Source organism: Pedobacter hiemivivus, assembly GCF_005144565.1.
Classification (GTDB): Bacteria; Bacteroidota; Bacteroidia; order Sphingobacteriales; family Sphingobacteriaceae; genus Pedobacter; species Pedobacter hiemivivus.
Map to the genome: position 1 here is coordinate 448,004 of NZ_SWDX01000001.1, position 21,520 is coordinate 469,523.

Consider the following 21,520-nt stretch of genomic DNA (forward strand, 5'->3'; position numbering starts at 1 on the left):
AAGATGAGACCAACGAGGATAATAATTTCAGGAGGCGGTACTGGCGGACATATATTTCCAGCCATATCCATAGCTAATGCGCTAAAGCGTATGGAGCCGGGCTGTGAAATTTTATTTGTTGGTGCAGCCGGTCGGATGGAAATGGATAAAGTCCCAGCTGCTGGTTATAAAATTATTGGTTTAAATATTAGCGGTATACAAAGAGGTTCTATTGTGAAAAACTTAGAGCTGCCGTTTAAATTGTTTGGAAGTGTGCGTAAAGCCTTGCGAATCATTGCTGATTTTAAACCTGATGTGGTTGTGGGTGTCGGTGGCTATGCGTCCGGACCAATTTTGTTTGCTGCATCATTAAAAAATATTCCTTACCTGATACAAGAGCAAAATTCTTATGCAGGTATGACCAATAAATGGCTGGGTAAAAAAGCAGCTAAGGTTTGTGTTGCATTTGATGGAATGGAGCAGTTTTTTCCTGCTGATAGGTTGCTTAAAACAGGTAATCCGGTAAGAAAGGATGTAGTGGATGTTTTAAATAAGCATTATGCAGGTGCAGAACTGTTGAAACTTGACCCATTAAAGAAAACGATATTGGTTACAGGTGGAAGTTTGGGTGCTGGTACATTAAATAAGAGTATCGAAAAACATATTCTTGAGTTTATAGATGCTGATGTACAACTGATCTGGCAAACAGGTAAGTACTATTACAATGGAATTATTGAGCGTTTGGGTCTTGATTTTAATCCTAATGTTCGGATTCTGGAGTTTTTGAATAAAATGGATTTGGCTTATGCTGCTGCTGATGTGATTATTTCACGTGCGGGTGCAGGAACGATTGCTGAATTGTGTATGATTAAAAAGCCGGTTATACTGGTTCCTTCGCCAAATGTGGCTGAAGATCATCAGACAAAGAATGCATTGGCATTGGTAAAAAACAATGCGGCTTTGATGATTGTGGATCAATCGGCAGAGGATATTCTTGTAAAAGAGGCTTTAAGTTTATTGAATGATAAAGATAGAAGTTCAATCTACACTGAAAATATAGGTAAGATGGCTTTGCCTGATGCTGATCAAGTGATTGCAAAAGAGGTAATGTTGTTGGCAGAAAGGGGGGGTAATAGCTAATGGAACTGGATAACATAAAACGCGTTTATTTTGTTGGCATTGGTGGCATTGGCATGAGTGCAATTGCTCGTTATTTTGCTAAACGTGGATGTGTAGTTTGTGGCTATGATAAAACACGGACTAACCTAACTGTCGCTTTAGAACAGGAAGGTATTCTTGTTTCCTACATGGATGATGACGCGGTTTTACCGGTTACATTTCATGAAAAAAATAATGATACGCTGATCGTGTATACGCCTGCGATTCCTAAAAATTCGGAGATCTTAAATTATTTTAAGGACAATGGTTTTATTTTAAAGAAACGTTCGGAGGTCCTTGGCATCATTAGTAAAGGACAGTTTTGTATTGCTGTTGCGGGTACACATGGTAAAACAACTACCTCGTCAATTGTAGCGCATGTTTTAATTGCAAGTGGTTATGGTTGTACTGCTTTTTTAGGTGGGATAGCTTCGAATTACAATAGCAATTTCATCATTGGGGATAACAATGTGGTAGTGGTTGAGGCTGATGAATATGATCGTTCTTTCTTAACGCTTCATCCAGATATTGCTGTGGTTACTTCAATGGATGCTGATCATTTGGATATTTATGGTGATGCAAGTCATTTAGAGGAGTCGTTCAGGATGTTTGCTGGTCAGTTGAAGCCTGGTGGAACATTGTTTGTTAAAAACGGGCTTCCTTTAGCAAATGGCATAAGCTATAGTGTTGGTTTGCCTTCGCAAATCAAAGGGCAAAATATCAGAGTTGAAGGTTCCAGGTTTGTATTTGATTATGTGGATGCTGATGTAACTATTGCTGATATCCAGCTGATGTTGCCTGGTAAACATAATGTAGAAAATGCGGTAGCTGCAATTGCGGTTGCGCTTAAACTTGGAATAGATCCGCAAAAAATTGCAGCGGCGATTGGTTCTTTTAAAGGAGTTAAAAGAAGATTTGAATATGTAGTAAATACACCGGAGCATATTTATATTGATGACTATGCGCATCATCCTGAGGAGCTTCGTGCTTGTTTTGATGCGGTTAGACAGTTGTACCCGGATAAAAAGTTAACGGTAATCTTTCAGCCACATCTGTTTACACGTACGCGTGATTTTGCAGATGATTTTGCAAAAGTCTTAAGTACAGTTGATCATTTGCTGTTGCTGGAGATTTATCCTGCACGTGAATTGCCGATTCCTGGTGTGAATTCGCAATTGTTGCTTGATAAAATCTCATTGAAAGACAAAGAGATATGTGGTAAAGATTTAATAACTGCGTACATAGAAAACAATAAGCCTGAGTTACTTTTAACAGTAGGGGCTGGAGATATAGATACATTGATACAACCACTTAAAGCCATTTTGACCCATGCTTAAAAGGATTAATTGGAGACCAATTTTTAAATGTTTTGCCTGGATGATTTGTCTGGCCGGTTTGGTCGTGCTGATGAGTTTCGTTGACGGCAAAAAGAAAAAGCTGGTTTGTACCAATGTTAAGATCCTGATTCCGGGAGCGGATAATTTTATTGAGCGGGAAGAGGTTGATGCAATTTTGAAGCAGAGTCAGGGTTCATTGATTGGTCAGAACCTGGCCGGTATTAACCTGCAACGTATTGAGAAAAACATTATCGCCAATCCATACATTGCTTATGCTACAGTGTATGCCGATATGAATGGTGTAATACAGATAGAAATTAAACAAAGACAGCCTATTTTGAGGGTGATTAACTCAGCTGGGCAGGATTATTATATAGATAGTAACGGATTGAAAATGCCTGTTTCACCTAATTTTACAGCAAATGTACTGGCTGCAAACGGTGATATTATGGAGCACTTTAGTGGTAAAGTAGATACGCTGATCACAAAGTTGGCTGTAGATTTGTATAAGGTGGCTGCATACGTTAAAAGGGATACGTTATGGGATGCTCAGATTGAGCAATTGTATGTAAATAATGCTAGAGATATAGAGTTGATTCCTAGGGTAGGTAATCACCGTATTGTTTTGGGTACAGCGGATTCGCTGGAAACCAAGATGAGAAACCTATTGGCGTTTTATAAGAAAGCAATCCCCAAGGTGGGATGGAATCGTTATAAAACGATTAACATAAAATACATCAATCAGGTTGTTTGTGAAAAAAATAAGATTGATTCTTTAACCGGGGAGGTGATTAAGGATCGTGTAACAGATACTGCAAGACAGAGCAGAAAAGTCGTTGATTCTGTTGTCCGAGTGCAAATTGTGACGGATATACAGGGTGAAGGGAATAGTAAGAAGGAAAAAGTTAAAAAAGATACCAGGAATAAAAATTAATAAACTCAACAAATCGATATAGTTATGGGCAAAGAAAAATCTACCATTCAATCTCCAATAGTAGTCGGATTAGACATCGGTACTACTAAAATCTGTGTGATCGTTGGTCGTAGGACACAGCATGGAAAAATAGAAGTTTTAGGGATAGGAAAAGCAGAATCTGCGGGAGTTACTCGTGGTGTGGTTTCTAATATTCAGAAAACAGTACAAGGGATATCGCAGGCGGTTGAATTGGCAAGTGGTCAATCAAATGTTGAGATCCGAGTTGTGAATGTAGGTATTGCCGGGCAGCATATCAAGAGTTTGCAACATAGAGGTATTTTAACCCGTCGTGAGTTGAATACGGAGATTGGGAAAAAGGATATCGATAAATTAATTGATGATATGTTTAAACTGGTTATGCCCCCAGGAGAAGAAATCATCCATGTTTTACCTCAGGAATTTACGATCGACAATGAGCCGGGTGTAAAGGATCCGATTGGCATGGCTGGTGTACGCCTTGAAGCTAACTTCCATATCATTTCTGGTCAGGTGACTGCTGTGAAAAATATCATGAGGTGCGTAACCAATGCCGGGTTACAAACTCAGGAACTAATATTAGAGCCCCTGGCTTCTTCAGAATCGGTGTTGAGCGACGAAGAAAAAGAAGCTGGTATTGCCCTGGTTGATATTGGTGGTGGTACCACTGATATTGCTATTTTCCATGAAGGTATCATCCGTCATACGGCAGTTATTCCGTTTGGTGGTAATAGTGTTACAGAAGATATCCGTGAAGGCTGCTCTGTAATGAGAAACCAGGCTGAGCTATTAAAGACCCGTTTTGGATCGGCCCTGGCAGAAGAAAATAAAGAAAATGAAATTATTTGTGTTCCTGGATTAAGAGGAAGGGAGCCTAAAGAGATTTCAGTGAAAAACCTTGCTTATGTAATCCAGGCCCGTATGGAAGAAATCATTGAGCATGTGTATTACGAAATCAAATCATCAGGTTACGAGAAAAAACTGATTGGTGGAGTGGTGATTACTGGTGGTGGTGCTTTATTAAAACACCTATCTCAATTGGTAGAATATGTAACTGGTTTAGATTGCCGCGTTGGTTATCCAAATGAGCATTTGTCTAAATACGAAGACATGCAGAAAACCATTTATGATGATTTGAAAAGCCCAATGTATGCAACCAGTGTTGGTTTGTTGATCAAGGGTATCCAAAAGGCAGAAGAGCTATTAGAGGAAATGAAACAACCTGGTGTTTTTGTTGAGAAAGCGAAGGAAGTTAAGGAAAAAGCTAAGCGTTCTGGCGGTGGATTGTTTGATAAGCTCCTTGCTAAGACAAAGGATTTTATCAAAGACGATATGAATGTGAGTGACGAAGATTATATAAAACCGTAATATTTATCCACAATAGCTAACTTTTCCACATTATCAACATTTGTGGAAAACGCCTGTTAAAAAAGTGTTAATATTACATAGAGAGATGAACAGGTAAAACGAATTTTTAAATAACTGATTCATAAAGATATGCAGTTCGAAATGTTAAAAGATAAGTCATCAATCATCAAGGTAATTGGTGTTGGTGGCGGTGGTGGTAATGCGGTAAACCATATGTACCGTCAAGGAATTACTGGTGTAGACTTTATTATTTGTAATACAGATGCCCAGGCTTTGGAGTTTAGTCCTATTCCTAATAAGGTTCAGTTGGGTGCTAGTCTTACCGAAGGTATGGGTGCAGGCTCGATTCCCGAAGTTGGAAAAAATTCGGCTATAGAGAATATAGACGACATCAAGCAGATGCTTGGTAGCACAACAAAAATGTTGTTCATAACTGCTGGTATGGGTGGTGGTACCGGAACGGGTGCCAGTCCTATTATTGCCAAAGCAGCGAAAGAACTTGACATTTTAACTGTTGCCATTGTAACTACACCTTTTGCCTTTGAAGGTAAGAGACGTAAGATGCAAGCAAATGATGGTTTGGATGAACTGAAAAAGTATGTCGATTCTTATTTGGTTATATCTAATGACAGGTTGCGCGAAATCTTCGGTAACCTTACCTTAGGTTCTGCATTCTCTCAGGCTGATGATATTTTAACAACTGCTGCAAAAGGCATTGCAGAGATCATTACTGTTCCTGGATACATCAACGTGGATTTTAAAGATGTGCGTACTGTTATGAAAGATAGCGGTGTATCTATCATGGGTAGTTTTGCATGTGATGGTGAGAACAGAGCATTGAATGCAGTTGAGGGAGCTTTAGCTTCGCCATTATTAAAAGACAACGAGATAGAAGGTGCAAGATATATCTTGTTAAATATAAGTTCTGGTTTACGTGAAGTAACCATGGACGAGGTGACTATTATCACGGATTACATTCAGGAAAAAGCAGGTTTATCTGCTGATTTAATCTGGGGTAACTGTATTGATGAGAACCTGGAAGATAAGTTGTCTGTTACTATTATTGCTACTGGTTTCCAAACTACTGAGGAACGTGACGAAGAGAAAAAGAATGTAAAAAAGATTTCTTTGCTTACACCTGAAGAGGCGCCGTTGGTTAGACCGGTAGAACCTGTAAATTCATTTATAGAGACTAAAGCTCCGGTTTATACGAATGAGCCGGTAATGAAAGCCAAAGAAGAAATTAAACAATCAGATCTTTTTGCTGATTTGTTTAATCCTAACAAAAACAGAAATGCTGAAGAACCAGCAAATTCTATTGTTAGACATACTTTGCTTGAAGAGGAAACTCCATTTGTTGAGTCTACTCCGCAGGATTCAGGATTTGAATTTGAGATTAAAGTTGCAGAAACTGATTTTGTATTTGAAACACCCACTACAGTGTTCAATAATGACATCGTTCCTCAAAGGGAAGAAATTATTGAATCAGGTGCTGATGACGATAAAAATGATGAGTCGATTGAAGATCAATTAAAGAAATCTAAAGAGAGAATTCTTAGATTGAAAGATTTGAGCATGAAGCTTCGTACCAGTAATGGTTTGCAGGAACTAGAAAACGAACCTGCATATAAACGTAAGCAAATGCAATTGCAGCAGGTTCAGCATTCTTCGGAATCTCAAGTTTCGAGATTTACTTTAAGTAACGATGAAGACGGATCTACTGAGATCAGACCAAATAACTCTTTCCTTCACGATAATGTTGATTAATTTAACCTAATCGGAATACTAAAAAGCCTTAGCAATTATTGTTAAGGCTTTTTGGTATCCATATATTATGCTTGTGTAAGTAATGCGTCATAGAACGTCAATTATTTTGTATCAGGTATATTAAACATAACTTTGTAAAAAAATAATAACTTAAAATACATATAACATTGGATATTTTTGAAAAGATAGCGAAACACATGGGACCTCTTGGTCAACATCACAAATGGTCTCATGGATATTTCTCATTTCCTAAATTAGAAGGCGATATAGCTCCCCACATGAATTTTCGTGGTAAAGAGCATTTGGTTTGGAGTTTGAATAATTATTTGGGGTTAGCCAATCACCCAGAAGTACGAAAAGCTGATGCACAGGGAGCGGCAGATTTTGGTATGGCTTATCCTATGGGTGCCAGAATGATGTCTGGTAACTCTAAATATCATGAGCAATTAGAGCAGGAGCTTGCAGCATTTGTAGGTAAACCGGATGCGTTTCTTTTGAACTTTGGCTATCAGGGCATGGTTTCTATTATCGATAGTTTGGTGGATAGAAATGATGTAATTGTCTATGATGCAGAGTCGCACGCTTGTATTGTAGATGGTTTACGCCTACATATGGGTAAACGTTTTGTATATAAACACAACGATATTGATAGTGCCCGTAAACAGCTGGAGAGAGCTACTAAGTTAGTAGAACAGAGTGGCGGGGGTATATTGTTGATCACTGAAGGCGTTTTTGGAATGTCGGGTGCTCAAGGTAAATTGAAAGAACTTGTTGATTTAAAAAAAGAGTTCAATTTCCGTTTATTAATTGATGATGCGCATGGCTTTGGTACAATGGGCCCTACAGGTGCCGGTACACATGAGGCACAGGATTGTATTGATGGGGTAGATGTTTATTTTGGTACTTTCGCTAAGTCGATGGCCGGAATAGGTGCCTTTGTTGCTTCAAGTGAACAAATGACTAATTTTTTCAGATATAACATGCGTTCTCAGACCTTTGCTAAGGCATTGCCAATGCCTATGGTTATTGGATTGTTAAAGCGTCTGGAATTGCTTAAAAACAACTCTGAATTAAGAGATAAATTATGGAATGTGGCTTTAACTCTTCAAAAGGGGCTAAGAGATCGTGGTTTTGATTTGGGAGTTACCAATACGATGGTTACACCTGTTTTCTTAAAAGGTGAGTTGTTGGAAGCTACAGCACTAACGATGGACCTTCGCGAGAACTATGGTATATTCTGTTCAATTGTAGTGTATCCGGTTATCCCTAAGGGATTAATTGAGCTAAGGTTGATTCCTACTGCAATGCACACAATGGAAGATGTACAGCGTACGCTAGATGCTTTTAGTGAGGTCTCTGATAAATTGAAAAGTGGGTATTATAAAGAAAATCAGTTTTCTATAGCCTAATATTTAATAAAAACAAAAAACCGCCTTTATGTATTCATAAAGGCGGTTTTTTGTTTAGTTTGTTTTGTATTTGCTTGTTAATCAGTGTTTTGATTTATTTAATGTTGTGGTAATTGTTTATAAACCTGCCTAATGTGGAAAAAAAGAGGGTTTTCGCTTATTTATTTGTTATTGGAAAAATTCTTTTATTAAAATAAACATCTTACTTTAGTAACAGAGTATTAATCAAAACCTTAATAAACTAAAAGAAGCGAATTAACGATGAAAAAATTTAATGAAGTAAAAGAACTTGTTGCAACCTTAGAGGCTGATGCAGACAAATTCTACAACAAAGCAAACAGTGCTGCTGGAACTCGTGTACGTAAAGGTATGCAAGATCTTAAAAACCTGGCTCAGGCTATCCGTTTAGAAGTTCAGGACACTAAAAACAAAGGCTAATTAGCTTTATTGTACCGAAAAAAAAGCGTCTCGAGATTTCGAGACGCTTTTTTTATGCGGTTATCTTTTTTTAAGAGGTGATCTTATTGGTTTCAGCTATGATTGCTTTTCTAAGCTCATCTGAGACCTTAACCAACGGCAAACGAACATGGTCATCACATACGCCCAAATGTTTCAATACTGCCTTCACGCCAGCAGGATTTCCTTCTGCAAACATCATTCTTGTAATTTCAATTAAACTCAAATGCTTTGGCTGAGCAGCAGCATAATCGCCTTTAAGTGCTAATCTGATCATGTCAGACAATTGTTTAGGGAAAGCATTTCCAATAACAGAAATCACCCCAACAGCACCTAATGAGATCATAGGCATTGCAACAGGGTCATCTCCAGAGATCAATAGGAAATCAGCAGGTTTATCCCGCATGATCTGGTTAAACTGATCAAAATTACCAGAGGCCTCTTTTGTGCCAATGATATTTTTGAAGTCGCTAGCTAATCTACATGTTGTTTCCGGACTTACATTGCTTGCTGTACGTCCAGGTACATTGTATAAGAAAATAGGTAATGCACTACTTTCGCTGATGGCTTTATAATGTTGATATATTCCTTCCTGTGTTGGTTTATTGTAATATGGGCTCGCAGATAATATGGCGTCGTAACCATTTACTTCAAAAGTTTTAATGCTGTTCGCTACTTCAGCAGTGTCATTGCCGCCAATACCAGCAACCAATGGCAAGCGGCCATTATTAACTTCAGCAGTAAATTCCCAGATCTTCTGCTTATCTTCTTTATTTAGTGTTGAGGCTTCTCCTGTAGTACCTAATGATACCAGATATTCAACCTTTCCTTCAATTAAATGGTTGATGAGTCTTCTTAGCCCATCATAATCTACCGTTCCATCTGCATTAAAAGGTGTAACTATTGCTACCCCTGTTCCGTGAAATTTGTTCATTTTTTATTCTTTACTTCAATAGCTCTAATAAATCATCTTCTGAAATAAGCGGTACATTCAATTTTTTTGCTTTTTCCAGTTTAGATGGTCCCATATTATCTCCGGCAACAAGATAATTAAGTTTCGCAGAGATGCCACTTAATATCTTACCACCATTACTTTCAATCATGTTTTTGAGCTCTTCTCTGCTATAGTTTTCAAAAACGCCTGAAATTACGAATGTTTTTCCAGTTAACTTATCACTTTGTAATGTAATTTCATTTTCTACGGCTTCAAACTGCAAACCATACGATTTTAAAAGCGTTATTTGCTGTATATGTTCGGGTTTCCCAAAATACTCAATGATGCTCTCAGCGATGCGTTGACCTATTTCGTCAATGCTCACCAAGTCTTCTAAGGTAGCTGTTGCCAGGTTGTCGATATTTTTTGTGCCAAAGGCTAGTTTTTTTGCAACAGTTTCACCTACATATCTGATACCAAGTCCGAATAACACTTTCTCGAAAGGCATTAGTTTAGATAGTTCGATGCCTTTTAGCATGTTCTCAATAGATTTCTCGCCAAAGCGCTCCAATGTTTTTAGATCTTCTGCTTTTTCATGTAAGGTATACAGATCGCTGATGTGGTTAACCAGGCCGCGCTGATAAAATGTTTCAATCGTCTCATCGCCTAATCCATCAATGTTCATTGCTTTTCTGCCGATGAAATGTTGGATTTTTCCGACTATTTGTGGGGGACAGGCTTCGTCATTTGGACAATAAAAGGCGACTTCACCTTCTTTTCTAATGAGTTCTGAGCCGCATTCAGGGCAAACTGTAGGATATATAATTCTTTTTGCATTTGGCTCGCGTTTATCCAGGTTTACCTGAATGATTTTGGGAATAATTTCTCCACCTTTTTCAACAAACACACTGTCGCCTTCGTGCAAATCTAACCGATCTATCTCATTTGCATTGTGCAGGGTAGCCCGCTTTACCGTTGTTCCGGCAAGTTGTACTGGTTTTAGGTTGGCTACTGGGGTTACAGCTCCAGTTCGGCCTACCTGATAGGTCACCTTTTCCAGAATTGTTTCCACTTCTTGCGCTTTGTATTTGTAGGAAATAGCCCAACGTGGAGATTTGGCTGTAAAGCCTAATTCTTGTTGTTGTGCATAGCTATTTACTTTAATCACGATTCCATCGATGTCGTACGATAACTTGAAACGTTCATTTTCCCAATGTTGGATAAATTCTAGTACGGAATCAATGTTATTGGTTAGTTTGGTATGTTCACATACATTAAAACCCCATTTTTTTAAAGTTTGTAAACTTTCCCAATGCGTTTTAAAGTAGTCTTTATCTGTGTTTAATGAATATAAAAAGCAATCCAATGGACGTTTAGCGACTTCTTTTGAGTCTTGCATTTTAACGGTGCCGGCAGCAAAATTTCTAGGATTGGCATATTGTACTTCTCCTAACTCTTCACGTTCTCTATTCAATCGTTCAAAAGCCGCACGGTGCATAAAAATCTCACCCCTAATTTCAAACAAGGGTGGAGCAGCATCTGCTTTTAATTGATGAGGAATGGTATGGATCGTTTTAACATTGGTAGTTACATCATCACCCTTGGTACCATCGCCGCGCGTTACTGCTCTTACCAATTTCGAACCGTCGTAAGTTAAACTAATAGATAGTCCATCAAACTTTAGTTCACATACATATTCAAAGTTTTCACCAATAGCTTTTTTTATCCGTTCATCAAAATCCCTTAAATCCTGTTCGTTATAGGTATTACCCAATGACAACATAGGCCATTTGTGCTTTACCGTAGTAAAGGTCTTCGTGATTTCTCCACCTACTTTTTGCGTAGGGGAGTTGGGGTCGGCAAATTCAGGATGTGCCAGTTCAAGTTGATGGAGCTCTTCCAGTTTTTGATCGAAAGTATAATCAGCAATGGTGGGCATAGCCAACACATAATAATTGTAACTGTGTTGATTAAGCTCCTTAACCAACGCTTCCATTTTGTCTTTTACCTCTAATTGTGACATAGTTTGCGAAGATACAAATTAGCTATTTAGCTGATTTAGATTTGCGGATTTTTTTACTTCGTCTTTAACTGCTCTTCAATATCCTTAAAAATGGATAAATAGTCATTTCTAAGGGTGTCTTTAAATTGATCAAGCTGTACTGTCAATTCGGATAGCTGAGTATCTGTAAATGGATTGTTCCATAAGCGCTTACAGATTTGGTTAAGCGCATAAGCTATGTTTTCTATTTTTTGATAACTGAGGAGATACCTGCTGGAAATGAAACTGTTGAGGAATTTAAAAAATACTTCCGTATCTTCTAAAGAAGAGGTTTGTAGGAAGTCGTTTAATGCTGTTTTATTTGCCCTACTCAGTTGATCGTAAAAGGTATTGATGTTGACCAATCCATCTACAGTTAGTAAATGATCCAAAACCAGCTCTAATCCAATGTGTGCTAAAAAAAACGGTTTAACCGGACTGTTTTCGCAACATGGAAGTATTAACTGTTTCAATTCATTGGTATGTTGCTGAAAGAATGGAGAAGAGTGAAAAATCTGATCTACATCTATATGTTTCTTCCAACCGTTTAATATGGAAGCCTGATGTGGTTCTTTTTCAAAAAGATGCCTGATTTTGAGTGGGTATAGGTTGTAATCCTTATGCGCATTTTTAATGAAATCTGGCAATACAACTCCCAATACCATATTTTCATCTGGATTATTTCTTTCAAAATAAAAATGGGACAAGAAGTTCATGGAGCTAAAAATAGCGATTATTGTTCAATAAGCCATTTTAAGCGGCTATCAAATTTTAGATAACCTAGCTTTTCCTATATTTGCGAACAAAAGTAGAATATAATGACCAATTTCGTTGAAGAGTTACGCTGGAGAGGCATGTTACAGGATATGATGCCTGGCACTGAAGAAAAGTTAAGTGAAGGAATGACTTCTGGCTATATAGGTTTTGATCCGACTGCAGACTCTCTGCATATAGGACACCTTACACAGATCATGACGCTTATTCATTTCCAGCGCGCCGGACATAAACCTTATGCTTTGGTAGGTGGGGCTACCGGAATGGTTGGTGATCCTTCTGGGAAATCTGACGAACGAAATCTTCAAACCGAAGAAATCATTGATTTATATCTTGCAGGAATGAAGGCACAGCTTTCTAAATTCCTAAACTTTGCAGAGGGTGGTAATGGTGCCGTGATGGTAAACAATGCCGATTGGTTTAAAGATATGAACCTATTTACCTTTATCAGGGATGTTGGTAAGCACATTACCGTCAACTATATGATGGCTAAGGATAGTGTGAAAAGACGTCTTGAGGGGGATTCAGGACTTTCTTTTACAGAATTCTGCTACCAATTGATCCAAGGGTATGATTTCTACTATTTATGGAAAAATATGAACTGTCTTATTCAGATGGGTGGTTCGGATCAATGGGGTAATATCGTTACCGGAACAGAGTTGATCAGACGTAAGGATGCTGGAACGGCTTTTGCAATCACTACTCAATTGATTAAAAAGGCAGATGGTACCAAGTTCGGTAAAACTGAAAGTGGTGCAGTATGGCTAGATCCTAAAAAAACGTCTCCATATAAATTCTACCAATTTTGGTTAAATGCTTCTGATGAGGATACCAAAAAGTGGATTAGGATCTTTACTTTAAAAACACAAGAAGAAATTGAAGCGCTTGAGGTTGAGCATAATGCGGCCCCTCATCTTCGTATTTTGCAGAAAGCTTTGGCAGAAGATATTACCATCAGAACCCATTCTGAAGAAGCGTTAGAAACTGCAATAAAAACTTCTGAATTCTTGTTTGGAAATGGTTCATTGGAATTTTTCAAAACGTTGTCTGAGGCTCAGGTTCTAGAAATATTTGAAGGCATTCCTCAATTTTCAATTTCAAAAACAGAATTAGCAGACGGCATGGATGCAGCGACCTTATTGGCTGAAAAATCAAGCGTTTTTGCCTCAAAAGGCGAAGCGAAGAAATTGATACAAGGTGGTGGCGTGTCTGTAAATAAAGAAAAATTGAAAGATCCGGCAGATAAACTGAGTACAAATGACCTTTTGAATGATAAATTTATCATCGTTCAAAAAGGTAAAAAGAACTACTATTTGCTGATCGCTAATTCATAATTATGTGAATTAGCTAAGATTAGGGTATTTATATTTGGCTGAGGTGTTGGTTTATCGGACAAAAATACGTATATTTGTGTGTAATGTCTGATATATATGAAAAAGAAAGCACAAACCAACACCGTATCAGAACCAGCCGTAGCTTATGGGGCGCTAAATCAAACCTCATTAATAGGGCTGTTAGGTAGTAATTATTCGGTATCAACAGATTTCGATCTGTTAAATCTTGCTCGTAAGGGAGTTTCTAAAAAGGCATTGGTAAGCCTTGTCAAACAAATTTCCCTTACCATTCAGGAGGTGGCCAATATTATGCATATCTCAGAGCGTACGCTACAGCGTTATACCCCTTCTACACTCATTAAAACCGAACACGCCGAAAAGGCCATAGAACTGGCCCGGTTGTATCAACGCGGTACAGAGGTTTTTGGTACGCTGGATAATTTTAATGACTGGATGAAAACGCCAAATTATACCTTAAACGGAGAAACACCTTTAAATCTTTTGGATACCTCTATAGGCTTTGAGTTGATCTTACAAACACTTGGTCGCATAGAATACGGCGTTTTTAGCTAATGTTGCTATACCGAATTTCGCTTTGTAAAAGAGCCAGGGATATGAGTGGTGAAGGTGCCAGATTGTTTGGTGGACGCTGGAACAGTGTAGGCGTACCTATGTTGTATTTGGCCAGTAGCAGAGCATTGGCAGCCCTTGAAGTATTGGCGCATTTAACAACTATACAAGATCCTGAGAGTTTTTGTATGACTGTTTTTGAAGTTCCTGAGGACAGCATTGAAGAATTAGAAAGGCATCTTTTACCCAAAAATTGGAACAGTTTCCCTTCTCCATCTTTGTTAAAGAAAAAGGGAGATGTCTTTGCAAAAAGCAATAGTGCTTTGTTGCTAAAAGTCCCATCGGCAATTGTTGAAGATGAATATAACTACGTTTTAAATGTAAATCACCCTCTTTTAGCTAAGGTGAAGATTGTAGATAGCAAACCGTTTTTATTTGATAAGCGATTATATTTAGCCAACTAGCAGGTTGCAGCCTCTAATATCGGCATTGTCAAAACGGCCTAAGACTTCAAATGAACCATCTGGAAATAACCTTCCCAAATCTTGTGTTGCAATAAAAGAGCAGGAGTTGATATTGGCCAGATCTATAACATTAATTCCACCTGTTCTGTTATTGGGGGCCAAACTCAAAGGGTCATTGGTATCACGAAGGTAGATTTTCATCCAAGGCGGACAGTTGAAAATGCCAATCCCAGAAGAGTAAGCTTGTGATAGCAATTCAGTCATACCATATTCACTGTGAATGGTGTTTACTCCAAATCCCCCCTGCAAAAGCTGATGGAGTTCTTCACGGACCATTTCTTTTCTTTTGCCTTTCATCCCCCCGGTTTCCATGACGATCAGATTGGGAAAATGCAGTTTATGCTGTTCGATAAAGTCCAATAAAGCATAAGTAACACCTATTAATATGGTTTTTTGATTGGCTTCCTGTAGCTTTTGAAGTCTTTTGTATAGATCATCATGATTATGAAGGAAATAACCGCTGTCGGGATGTTTACTTTGCTTTAACAAGGCGTCAACCATGTATATCAGTGATGAACCGTCTCTTTCGAGGTAAGAAGGCAGTAGGGCAAGTAAACAAGTGTTTTCTATCTTTCCATAAAACTGCTCAAAGGCCGTATTAAAACTTTGTTCGTATACTTTAACATCGGTAACCAAGTGTCGGCTTTGTACCATTCCTGTGGTGCCCGAACTGCTAAATACAATCTCAGTAGTATCAGTAGCGCTGAGCACCTCATGTGTTTTAAAAAAACTGATGGGCAGAAATGGGATCTGTGATGAGCTGGTTATATCCTCTGGATTTATCCTCAGATTTGAAATGTATGCTTTGTAAACCTGGCAATTTTTGGCCTGGTGTTTAAATATAGCAAGGCTGGTTTGTTCAAACTCACGCACATTGCTGATAGAAAAGATTTGCTTTGTCAGATCAGTCACGAGGCAAAAATACGTAACAATTTTTAATTAAGGATTCGTTTTAGTTACAAGTACGGCTTTTCTGAAATGGTATCCACAAAAGCCGCTAATGCCAGCGGTAAAAGCACCAAGCAAAGCCGTAAGGACTAAAATGAGCCACCAAGCTTGTACACCGAACATTTGGGCAACCCTCATGGCCAGTACATTGTCATTCGGCAGACTTTTAAAAAGGGCTACTGCTGTCCACAATAACAAAATAGCGAAAAAAGGTGCCCATAAGGCTATTTTGCTTGTTTTGCCAATTAAGCCACAGGTCACAAAAGAAATGATGACAATGATCCACCATGGCAATACCATCTGGAGTAAAAAGGAAAGAATAAGGATCACTATAAATACCATATTGCTATTTTTTGGATATTTTTAATTGAGAAATTATTTTGGCGGTAGTATCGGTAGCCGATTGCATGAAAAACAAGTCATATAGCTTGCCACTTGCCCATTTATCGATCATATTGTCGTAAAAAGGACTGCCAGGATTGCCCGATTGCCCACCAGGATACACCCCATGACCTTTCGGCATTTTGCCTAATTCTACTACCATCCGCCAGGAAGGACCATTGCCTTCATTTAATGCATTGATGGTCATTTTACCACCCCCTGTTAGGAGCACTTTGGACCCAAATCCAGGTATTTTTGCGAGATGCGGGATGTTGGTGTGTTTTACATTGGCCCATTCCCATGATTTTCCTATCGGACCGTACTTTCTTTCGAGACTATCACAACTATATTTAAAGGCTTCGTTTACTAAATCCGAAAGTGTTTCTTTTTTAGGGGTATTTACATTGTCTACCCATTTGGAGTTAGGCTCATTTAAGATAAGTTGCACCGTTCGGTCTCTCGATGGATAGCGCATCGGGATATTGGCGACATTAAATTCATCGTCCCATACATCAAACTGAAGCCGTTTAGTCCAGAAATCAAATATGCTTGCTGATATTGAATTTGCTTCATAATATTTATTCCATGTGGACACAAACCGGAGTGCTTCTTTTTGAGTTGCATTGAGTTTGCTTTTGTCTACCATTGACAGAATCGAAGGAAGGATATTCTGTGCATGAATGCTATAGCTATCAGTTTGCATATTAATCATACTGTCCGCTGTAGCTTTATTCATTGCCGTTAGCTTGTCATTTATACGCTTGCCGCGTTCGTATGGACTAAACTCCCAGTTAATATAATAAGGATAGGTTTTGTCAGTCGAAGACTGGTTTGCAGAGCTTACAAACCCTCTAGCTGGATTTTTAACTGTAGGATTTTGCGACGTAGGAATCCATCCCTGCCAGTCATACTTAGGATCGGTTCCATCCAGGATAAATTTGCCTTGATCTTTCCATTTAAGTGGGAATTTTCCGTTTGCAGTGATGGCAATATCATTTTCTGCTGATGCAAAAACAAAGTTCTGAGCTGGGGCAGTGTAATAGGTTAGCGCATTGCGGTAATCATTGTAGTTTTTTCCCCTGTTTAAAAGGTAAAAGGTTTTGAGTTCATTAGATCTTTCATGTGCAATCCACCGTAAGGCATTCCCTATGGGGATATTTTTTGCTTTAGAGAAATCCTTTGCTTCCTGTAAGTATACTACCGGGCCGTGGTGGGTGTAAAATACAGTGTCTATGATGTTCTTGTCATTTTTAATGACAATGGTTTCCAATCGGATGCTGGTATTTTTCCATTGATTGTTGTACCAATAACTTTTATGGGTGTTGTCTTTGAATTTTATTTGGTAAAAATCAAGCACATCAGCTGCTACATTAGTTACACCCCAAGCAATGTTTTTGTTAAAACCTATAATAATACCTGGGGCTCCTGGTAGAGATACCCCATAGGCATTTAGACCAGGTGCATGTAACTGGATCTGGTACCAAATAGAAGGAAGTGATAAATCTAGATGTGGATCGTTTGCCAGTATAGGTAGCCCTGAAGCTGTTTTTGAACCAGATAGCGCCCAGTTGTTGCTGCCAATTCCCTCTACTTTTTGTTTTGTTTTTATTGTTCCAGTAACCGCTTCATTAAAAGATGCAGGAACCTGGGGTGTTGGAACTGGATCGAAACTCCATTTTGTGCCAACAGGAATAATTGGATCTTCTTTAAAAGGATAATCTGGGAAAAGGTCTTTTACTACATCAGTGCCAAATTTGTTTCTGATATTGGTCATATAAAACTCGTCGGAGCCCATGGCTAAAACGGCCGACATCTGTTTCAGTAATAATGCACATTTTAGTGGGCTCCAGTCCTCAGGTTTAAAATCCAGAATTTTATATTCAATTGGCAATTGTGCTTTTGATAAGGAATGTATATATGCATTGATGCCCGCGGTATAGGCGAGTATCATTTCTTTGGATTTAGGATCGCTCATCATTCCTTCTAATGATCGTTCTGCACCGAAAACCATGCCCATTCTACGCTGATATTTATCCAGTTCGATAGCTTTTTTGCCAACTACTTCTGATATTCTGCCGGCTGCAAATCGGGTTTGAAAGTCCATTTGCCATAAGCGATGCATTGCCGTCACATATCCCTGAGCATAATATATATCATGATCATTTTTTGCGAAAATATGGGGAATCATGCGGTCGTCAAATGCGATATCTACATTTTGATGTGCACCCTTTAAAATAATCTTTCGATTTGCTTTTACAGTTGTTGATTCGGCATTTTGCCAGAAGCCAGTAAATGGGTTCAAGAATTTTAGAACCGGTGGCACATTGCCAAATTTTGTATTAAAAGTATATGTTAGTAATAAAGGGATGATAATGCAAATGGAAGCTCTTACTCTATTCTTCATAAACCGGATGTTTTGCTATGGCAATTTAACATAAAACTTAATTGAAATCCAACGAATAACCAGATTTTGTCCTCAAAATATTTAATTGAAAAATATTTGGTAATGTCAAAAATTTAATTAAGTTTATGTTAAGATTTAACTAACGAAAATAAAGTATGAGTAAAATGTTTACTAACGCGATTTTTACACTTTTATTCTGCATTACCGGGCTAACGGTGTCTGCACAAAGTGTTTTAATTAGTGGTTCAGTTATCGATAAACTGACCAGAGAACCAATACTAGGTGTTGGTATCACAGTAAAAGGCACTACAAGCGGAACGGCAACAGATGCGAATGGCAGGTATTCATTTAGTACAACTCGAAAAGCTCCATTTAGCCTGGTTATTTCTTTTCTCGGGTATGCTTCAGTTGAAAGGGAGATTACAGGAAATACTTCCGGGATAATGACAGAGCTGGAGCAGGTGGCTATTCTTGGACAGGAGGTTGTTATTTCGGCATCCAGAACACCGGAGCGGATTCTTGAATCTCCGGTATCAGTCGAACGCATGGGGCAAAGCGCAGTTAAAGAGCTTTCTGCCCCTTCTTTTTATGATGCGCTAACGAACATGAAAGGAGTAGAAATCAGTACGCAGAGTTTAACCTTTAAATCTATTAATACCAGGGGTTTTAACTCGAATGGTAATAACCGTTTCAATCAGTTCGTGGATGGAATGGATAACCAGGCTCCGGGATTGAATTTTTCGGTGGGTAATATCATAGGACTTTCAGATCTTGATGTAGATAATGTGGAACTATTGCCTGGGGCATCTTCAGCATTGTATGGTGCAGGTGGTATAAATGGAACTATGTTAATGACATCAAAAAGTCCATTTAACTATCAGGGCCCTAGTTTTTCTTTTAAAACAGGTGTCAATCACTTAAATGACGACAATACGGGTAACCAGCAGTTTAATCAACTGGATGTACGTATGGCTAAAGCATGGAACAATAAGTTCGCCGTAAAAGCGACTTTTTCATTCTTGCAGGCTAAAGACTGGCAGGCTGATAACGACAGTAATTTTGATCGTGCAGCACGTACATTTAAATCTGGCGACCGGGCTTCTGATCCAAACTATGACGGTATAAACGTATACGGTGACGAGGTTAATGCAAATTTACTTTTAGCTGCCAGGAGTCTGGCTGGAGGATTTGCCGCTCAATCTCCGGCAGGATATGCGCAAATCAATGGCTTAATTAATGCGAATGTACCTTTTAATAACATCAAAGCAGCCCTTGCAGGCAGTCCGGCACTTCCATTCTTGGGCGTATTGTACGGTTTAAATAAAGGTACTATAGCCAGTCAAAGTGTTTCAAGAACAGGTTATAACGAAGCTAACCTGGTGGATTATGACACTCAGTCGTTAAAGGCGTCAGGATCTCTTCATTACAAGCTTACACCAACGATAGAAGCTATTGCACATGCAGCCTGGGGTACAGGTACCTCTGTTTATACGGGTTCTGATCGTTATTCTTTACGTAATTTTAGCATTGGTCAGTTCAAATTAGAGCTAAAAGGAGAGGATTTCTTTGTAAGAGGTTACACAACCCAGGAACGTTCGGGAGATTCATATATATCTTCTATACTTGGTTCATTTATTAATGAAGCTTATCGTCCCAGTAGTGGTCCAGCTTCTGATCCGACCTCGGGTTGGTTTGCACAGTATGCATTGGCATATGGAAATGCCCTTGGTGGTGGAGCTAACAATGATGCAGCTCATGCAGCTGCAAGAGGGGTGGCTGATCAAGGACGTTTTATGCCAGGCACACCTCAATTTGAGACAGCTAAAAGTGGTATTATTAACAATACCATTTCATCAGGGTTAGGTGCGAAATTCGATGATAAAACTAATCTTTACCATTATGAGGGATTGTATAACTTTTCAAACGCATTAAACAATGTTGTTGAACTGCAGGTTGGTGGTTCTTATCGAATTTATCAATTGCGTTCAGGTGGAACTATTTTTGACGATCTTAATGATAAGATAGATATCAATGAGTATGGCGCTTTTGCACAAGTGGCAAAAAAACTATTTAATGAGAAGTTTAAATTGTCTCTATCAGGACGGTATGACAAAAGCACCAATTTTGAAGGGCGCTTTACGCCAAGAATTTCAGGTGTACTTACTGTAGCACCGAACAATAACATTCGTGTATCTTACCAAACGGGATATCGTAACCCAACAACACAAAATCAGTACATAGATTTGTCGGTAGCTGGTGGTCGTCAACGACTAATCGGTGGTCTACCTGACATGTTGAACAAGTATAACATGCTGACCACCAATAAACCTTATACCGATGTTAGTTATCGTGCATATGATGCTTCATTGGCCGTAGGAGCTCCAAATCCAGCATTGTTAAAAACTTATGAGTTTGATCCAAGAGGTATTCGTCCAGAAAGTGTCCAATCCTATGAAGTTGGTTATAAAGGCTTGTTAGGTCCTAAATTTTTAATCGATGCCTATGCTTATTACAATAAGTATAAAGATTTTATTACTTCTGTAGAAGTCTACCAGCAACAGGGTAGCACTTACCCTTTTCCTAAATTTGGGGTTCCGGTAAATGCTACCGGAAAGGTAACCTCTTACGGTGCTGCTTTAGGAATTGATTATTTGCTGGGCAAAAATTATAATTTAAGCGGAAACGTTTCTTATAATGAGATCGGTGATCTTCCTGCCGATTACCTCAATGATTTCAATACGCCTAAAGTCCGTTATAATCTAGGACTTGGAAATAAAGAGATCATTAAGACCTTTGGGTTTAATGTAAATTTCCGCTGGCAGGATGAATTTTTCTGGAATTCATCATTTGCTTCGGGTACCGTTCCTGCATTCACTACTATTGATGCACAGGTTAACTTAAAAATTCCTTCAGTAAACTCAATGGTTAAAGTAGGTGGTTCAAATATTTTAAATAAATATTATATCACCTCATATGGTAACCCTGCGGTAGGGGCGCTTTACTATATATCTTACACATTTAATCCGTAAAATATTCTTTTTCTAAGGTTTAAGGCCCTGATGCTCACGTCAGGGCCTTTTTATTGCCCTAATTTTATCTCATAATAATCCTTTGGTTTTAATAGAAATTTTAACACCTTAGTTGTACAAAGTACACGAAGTAAATTCGTTCTTTTTTTTTAATC

General features: G+C 38.5%; 17 protein-coding genes. 11 read left to right on the plus strand and 6 right to left on the minus strand.

The window, feature by feature from the left end:
• Positions 1–3 precede the first annotated feature (3 nt).
• From murG to FBD94_RS01640, 7 genes are all read left to right on the plus strand, one after another.
• Positions 4–1,119: an undecaprenyldiphospho-muramoylpentapeptide beta-N-acetylglucosaminyltransferase gene (gene murG / locus FBD94_RS01610; RefSeq protein ID WP_131607609.1), complete on the plus strand. Its 1,116-nt coding sequence runs from the start codon at positions 4–6 to the stop codon at positions 1,117–1,119.
• The gene (gene murC, locus FBD94_RS01615) at positions 1,119–2,474 is read left to right on the plus strand and encodes a UDP-N-acetylmuramate--L-alanine ligase (protein WP_136878845.1); all 1,356 of its coding nucleotides are present in this window, start codon (positions 1,119–1,121) and stop codon (positions 2,472–2,474) included. Before murG ends, murC begins: the two co-directional genes overlap by 1 nt.
• Positions 2,467–3,408: a cell division protein FtsQ/DivIB gene (locus tag FBD94_RS01620; RefSeq protein WP_131607611.1), complete on the plus strand. Its 942-nt coding sequence runs from the start codon at positions 2,467–2,469 to the stop codon at positions 3,406–3,408. Before murC ends, FBD94_RS01620 begins: the two co-directional genes overlap by 8 nt.
• Before the next feature lie 24 nt (positions 3,409–3,432).
• On the plus strand, positions 3,433–4,794 hold the full coding sequence (gene ftsA / locus FBD94_RS01625; protein WP_131607612.1) for a cell division protein FtsA: 1,362 nt from the start codon (positions 3,433–3,435) through the stop codon (positions 4,792–4,794).
• A 129-nt stretch (positions 4,795–4,923) separates the two neighbouring features.
• A complete protein-coding gene (gene ftsZ / locus FBD94_RS01630; RefSeq protein WP_136878846.1) occupies positions 4,924–6,561 on the plus strand; it encodes a cell division protein FtsZ in 1,638 nt (545 codons plus the stop codon).
• A gap of 167 nt (positions 6,562–6,728) precedes the next feature.
• Positions 6,729–7,970, plus strand: a complete 1,242-nt coding sequence (locus FBD94_RS01635) for an aminotransferase class I/II-fold pyridoxal phosphate-dependent enzyme (protein WP_131607614.1) — start codon at positions 6,729–6,731, stop codon at positions 7,968–7,970.
• Positions 7,971–8,231: 261 nt separating this feature from the next.
• Positions 8,232–8,408: a histone H1 gene (locus FBD94_RS01640; protein WP_131607615.1), complete on the plus strand. Its 177-nt coding sequence runs from the start codon at positions 8,232–8,234 to the stop codon at positions 8,406–8,408.
• Between the two features lie 70 nt (positions 8,409–8,478).
• Here the strand turns inward: FBD94_RS01640 and dapA are convergent, their stop codons facing one another.
• The 3 genes from dapA to FBD94_RS01655 are packed head-to-tail and all read right to left on the minus strand — an operon-like array spanning position 8,479 to position 12,117.
• Entirely contained in the window at positions 8,479–9,360 is an 882-nt protein-coding gene (dapA, locus tag FBD94_RS01645; protein ID WP_131607616.1) for a 4-hydroxy-tetrahydrodipicolinate synthase, read from the minus strand.
• A gap of 10 nt (positions 9,361–9,370) precedes the next feature.
• Entirely contained in the window at positions 9,371–11,383 is a 2,013-nt protein-coding gene (gene ligA / locus FBD94_RS01650) for an NAD-dependent DNA ligase LigA (RefSeq protein ID WP_131607617.1), read from the minus strand.
• Positions 11,384–11,436: 53 nt separating this feature from the next.
• Positions 11,437–12,117: an ACP phosphodiesterase gene (locus tag FBD94_RS01655; protein WP_131607618.1), complete on the minus strand. Its 681-nt coding sequence runs from the start codon at positions 12,115–12,117 to the stop codon at positions 11,437–11,439.
• A 102-nt stretch (positions 12,118–12,219) separates the two neighbouring features.
• Between FBD94_RS01655 and tyrS the strand changes: the two genes are divergently transcribed.
• The 3 genes from tyrS to FBD94_RS01670 all read left to right on the plus strand — a co-directional run bounded on the left by tyrS (position 12,220) and on the right by FBD94_RS01670 (position 14,543).
• Positions 12,220–13,509, plus strand: a complete 1,290-nt coding sequence (tyrS, locus tag FBD94_RS01660; protein ID WP_131607619.1) for a tyrosine--tRNA ligase — start codon at positions 12,220–12,222, stop codon at positions 13,507–13,509.
• 96 nt (positions 13,510–13,605) lie between these two features.
• Positions 13,606–14,082, plus strand: coding sequence for a type II RES/Xre toxin-antitoxin system antitoxin (parS, locus tag FBD94_RS01665; RefSeq protein WP_225874639.1), 477 nt, complete (start codon positions 13,606–13,608; stop codon positions 14,080–14,082).
• Positions 14,082–14,543, plus strand: coding sequence for an RES family NAD+ phosphorylase (locus FBD94_RS01670; protein ID WP_131607621.1), 462 nt, complete (start codon positions 14,082–14,084; stop codon positions 14,541–14,543). Before parS ends, FBD94_RS01670 begins: the two co-directional genes overlap by 1 nt.
• On the opposite strand, the gene FBD94_RS01675 is transcribed toward FBD94_RS01670, so the two are convergent.
• From FBD94_RS01675 to FBD94_RS01685, 3 genes are read right to left on the minus strand one after another with little or no spacing between them, the layout of a single operon-like run.
• Complete coding sequence (locus tag FBD94_RS01675) at positions 14,532–15,515, minus strand: LuxE/PaaK family acyltransferase (protein ID WP_131607622.1); 984 nt, start codon at positions 15,513–15,515, stop codon at positions 14,532–14,534. The two genes, FBD94_RS01670 and FBD94_RS01675, sit on opposite strands and share 12 nt — an antisense overlap.
• A gap of 27 nt (positions 15,516–15,542) precedes the next feature.
• Positions 15,543–15,893: a hypothetical protein gene (locus tag FBD94_RS01680; protein WP_131607623.1), complete on the minus strand. Its 351-nt coding sequence runs from the start codon at positions 15,891–15,893 to the stop codon at positions 15,543–15,545.
• A gap of 4 nt (positions 15,894–15,897) precedes the next feature.
• Positions 15,898–18,336 carry a penicillin acylase family protein gene (locus FBD94_RS01685; protein WP_136878847.1) on the minus strand — a complete coding sequence of 813 codons (2,439 nt, stop codon included), beginning with the start codon at positions 18,334–18,336 and terminating at the stop codon, positions 15,898–15,900.
• 155 nt (positions 18,337–18,491) lie between these two features.
• Between FBD94_RS01685 and FBD94_RS01690 the strand changes: the two genes are divergently transcribed.
• The gene (locus FBD94_RS01690; protein WP_235884342.1) at positions 18,492–21,365 is read left to right on the plus strand and encodes a TonB-dependent receptor; all 2,874 of its coding nucleotides are present in this window, start codon (positions 18,492–18,494) and stop codon (positions 21,363–21,365) included.
• Positions 21,366–21,520 lie beyond the last annotated feature (155 nt).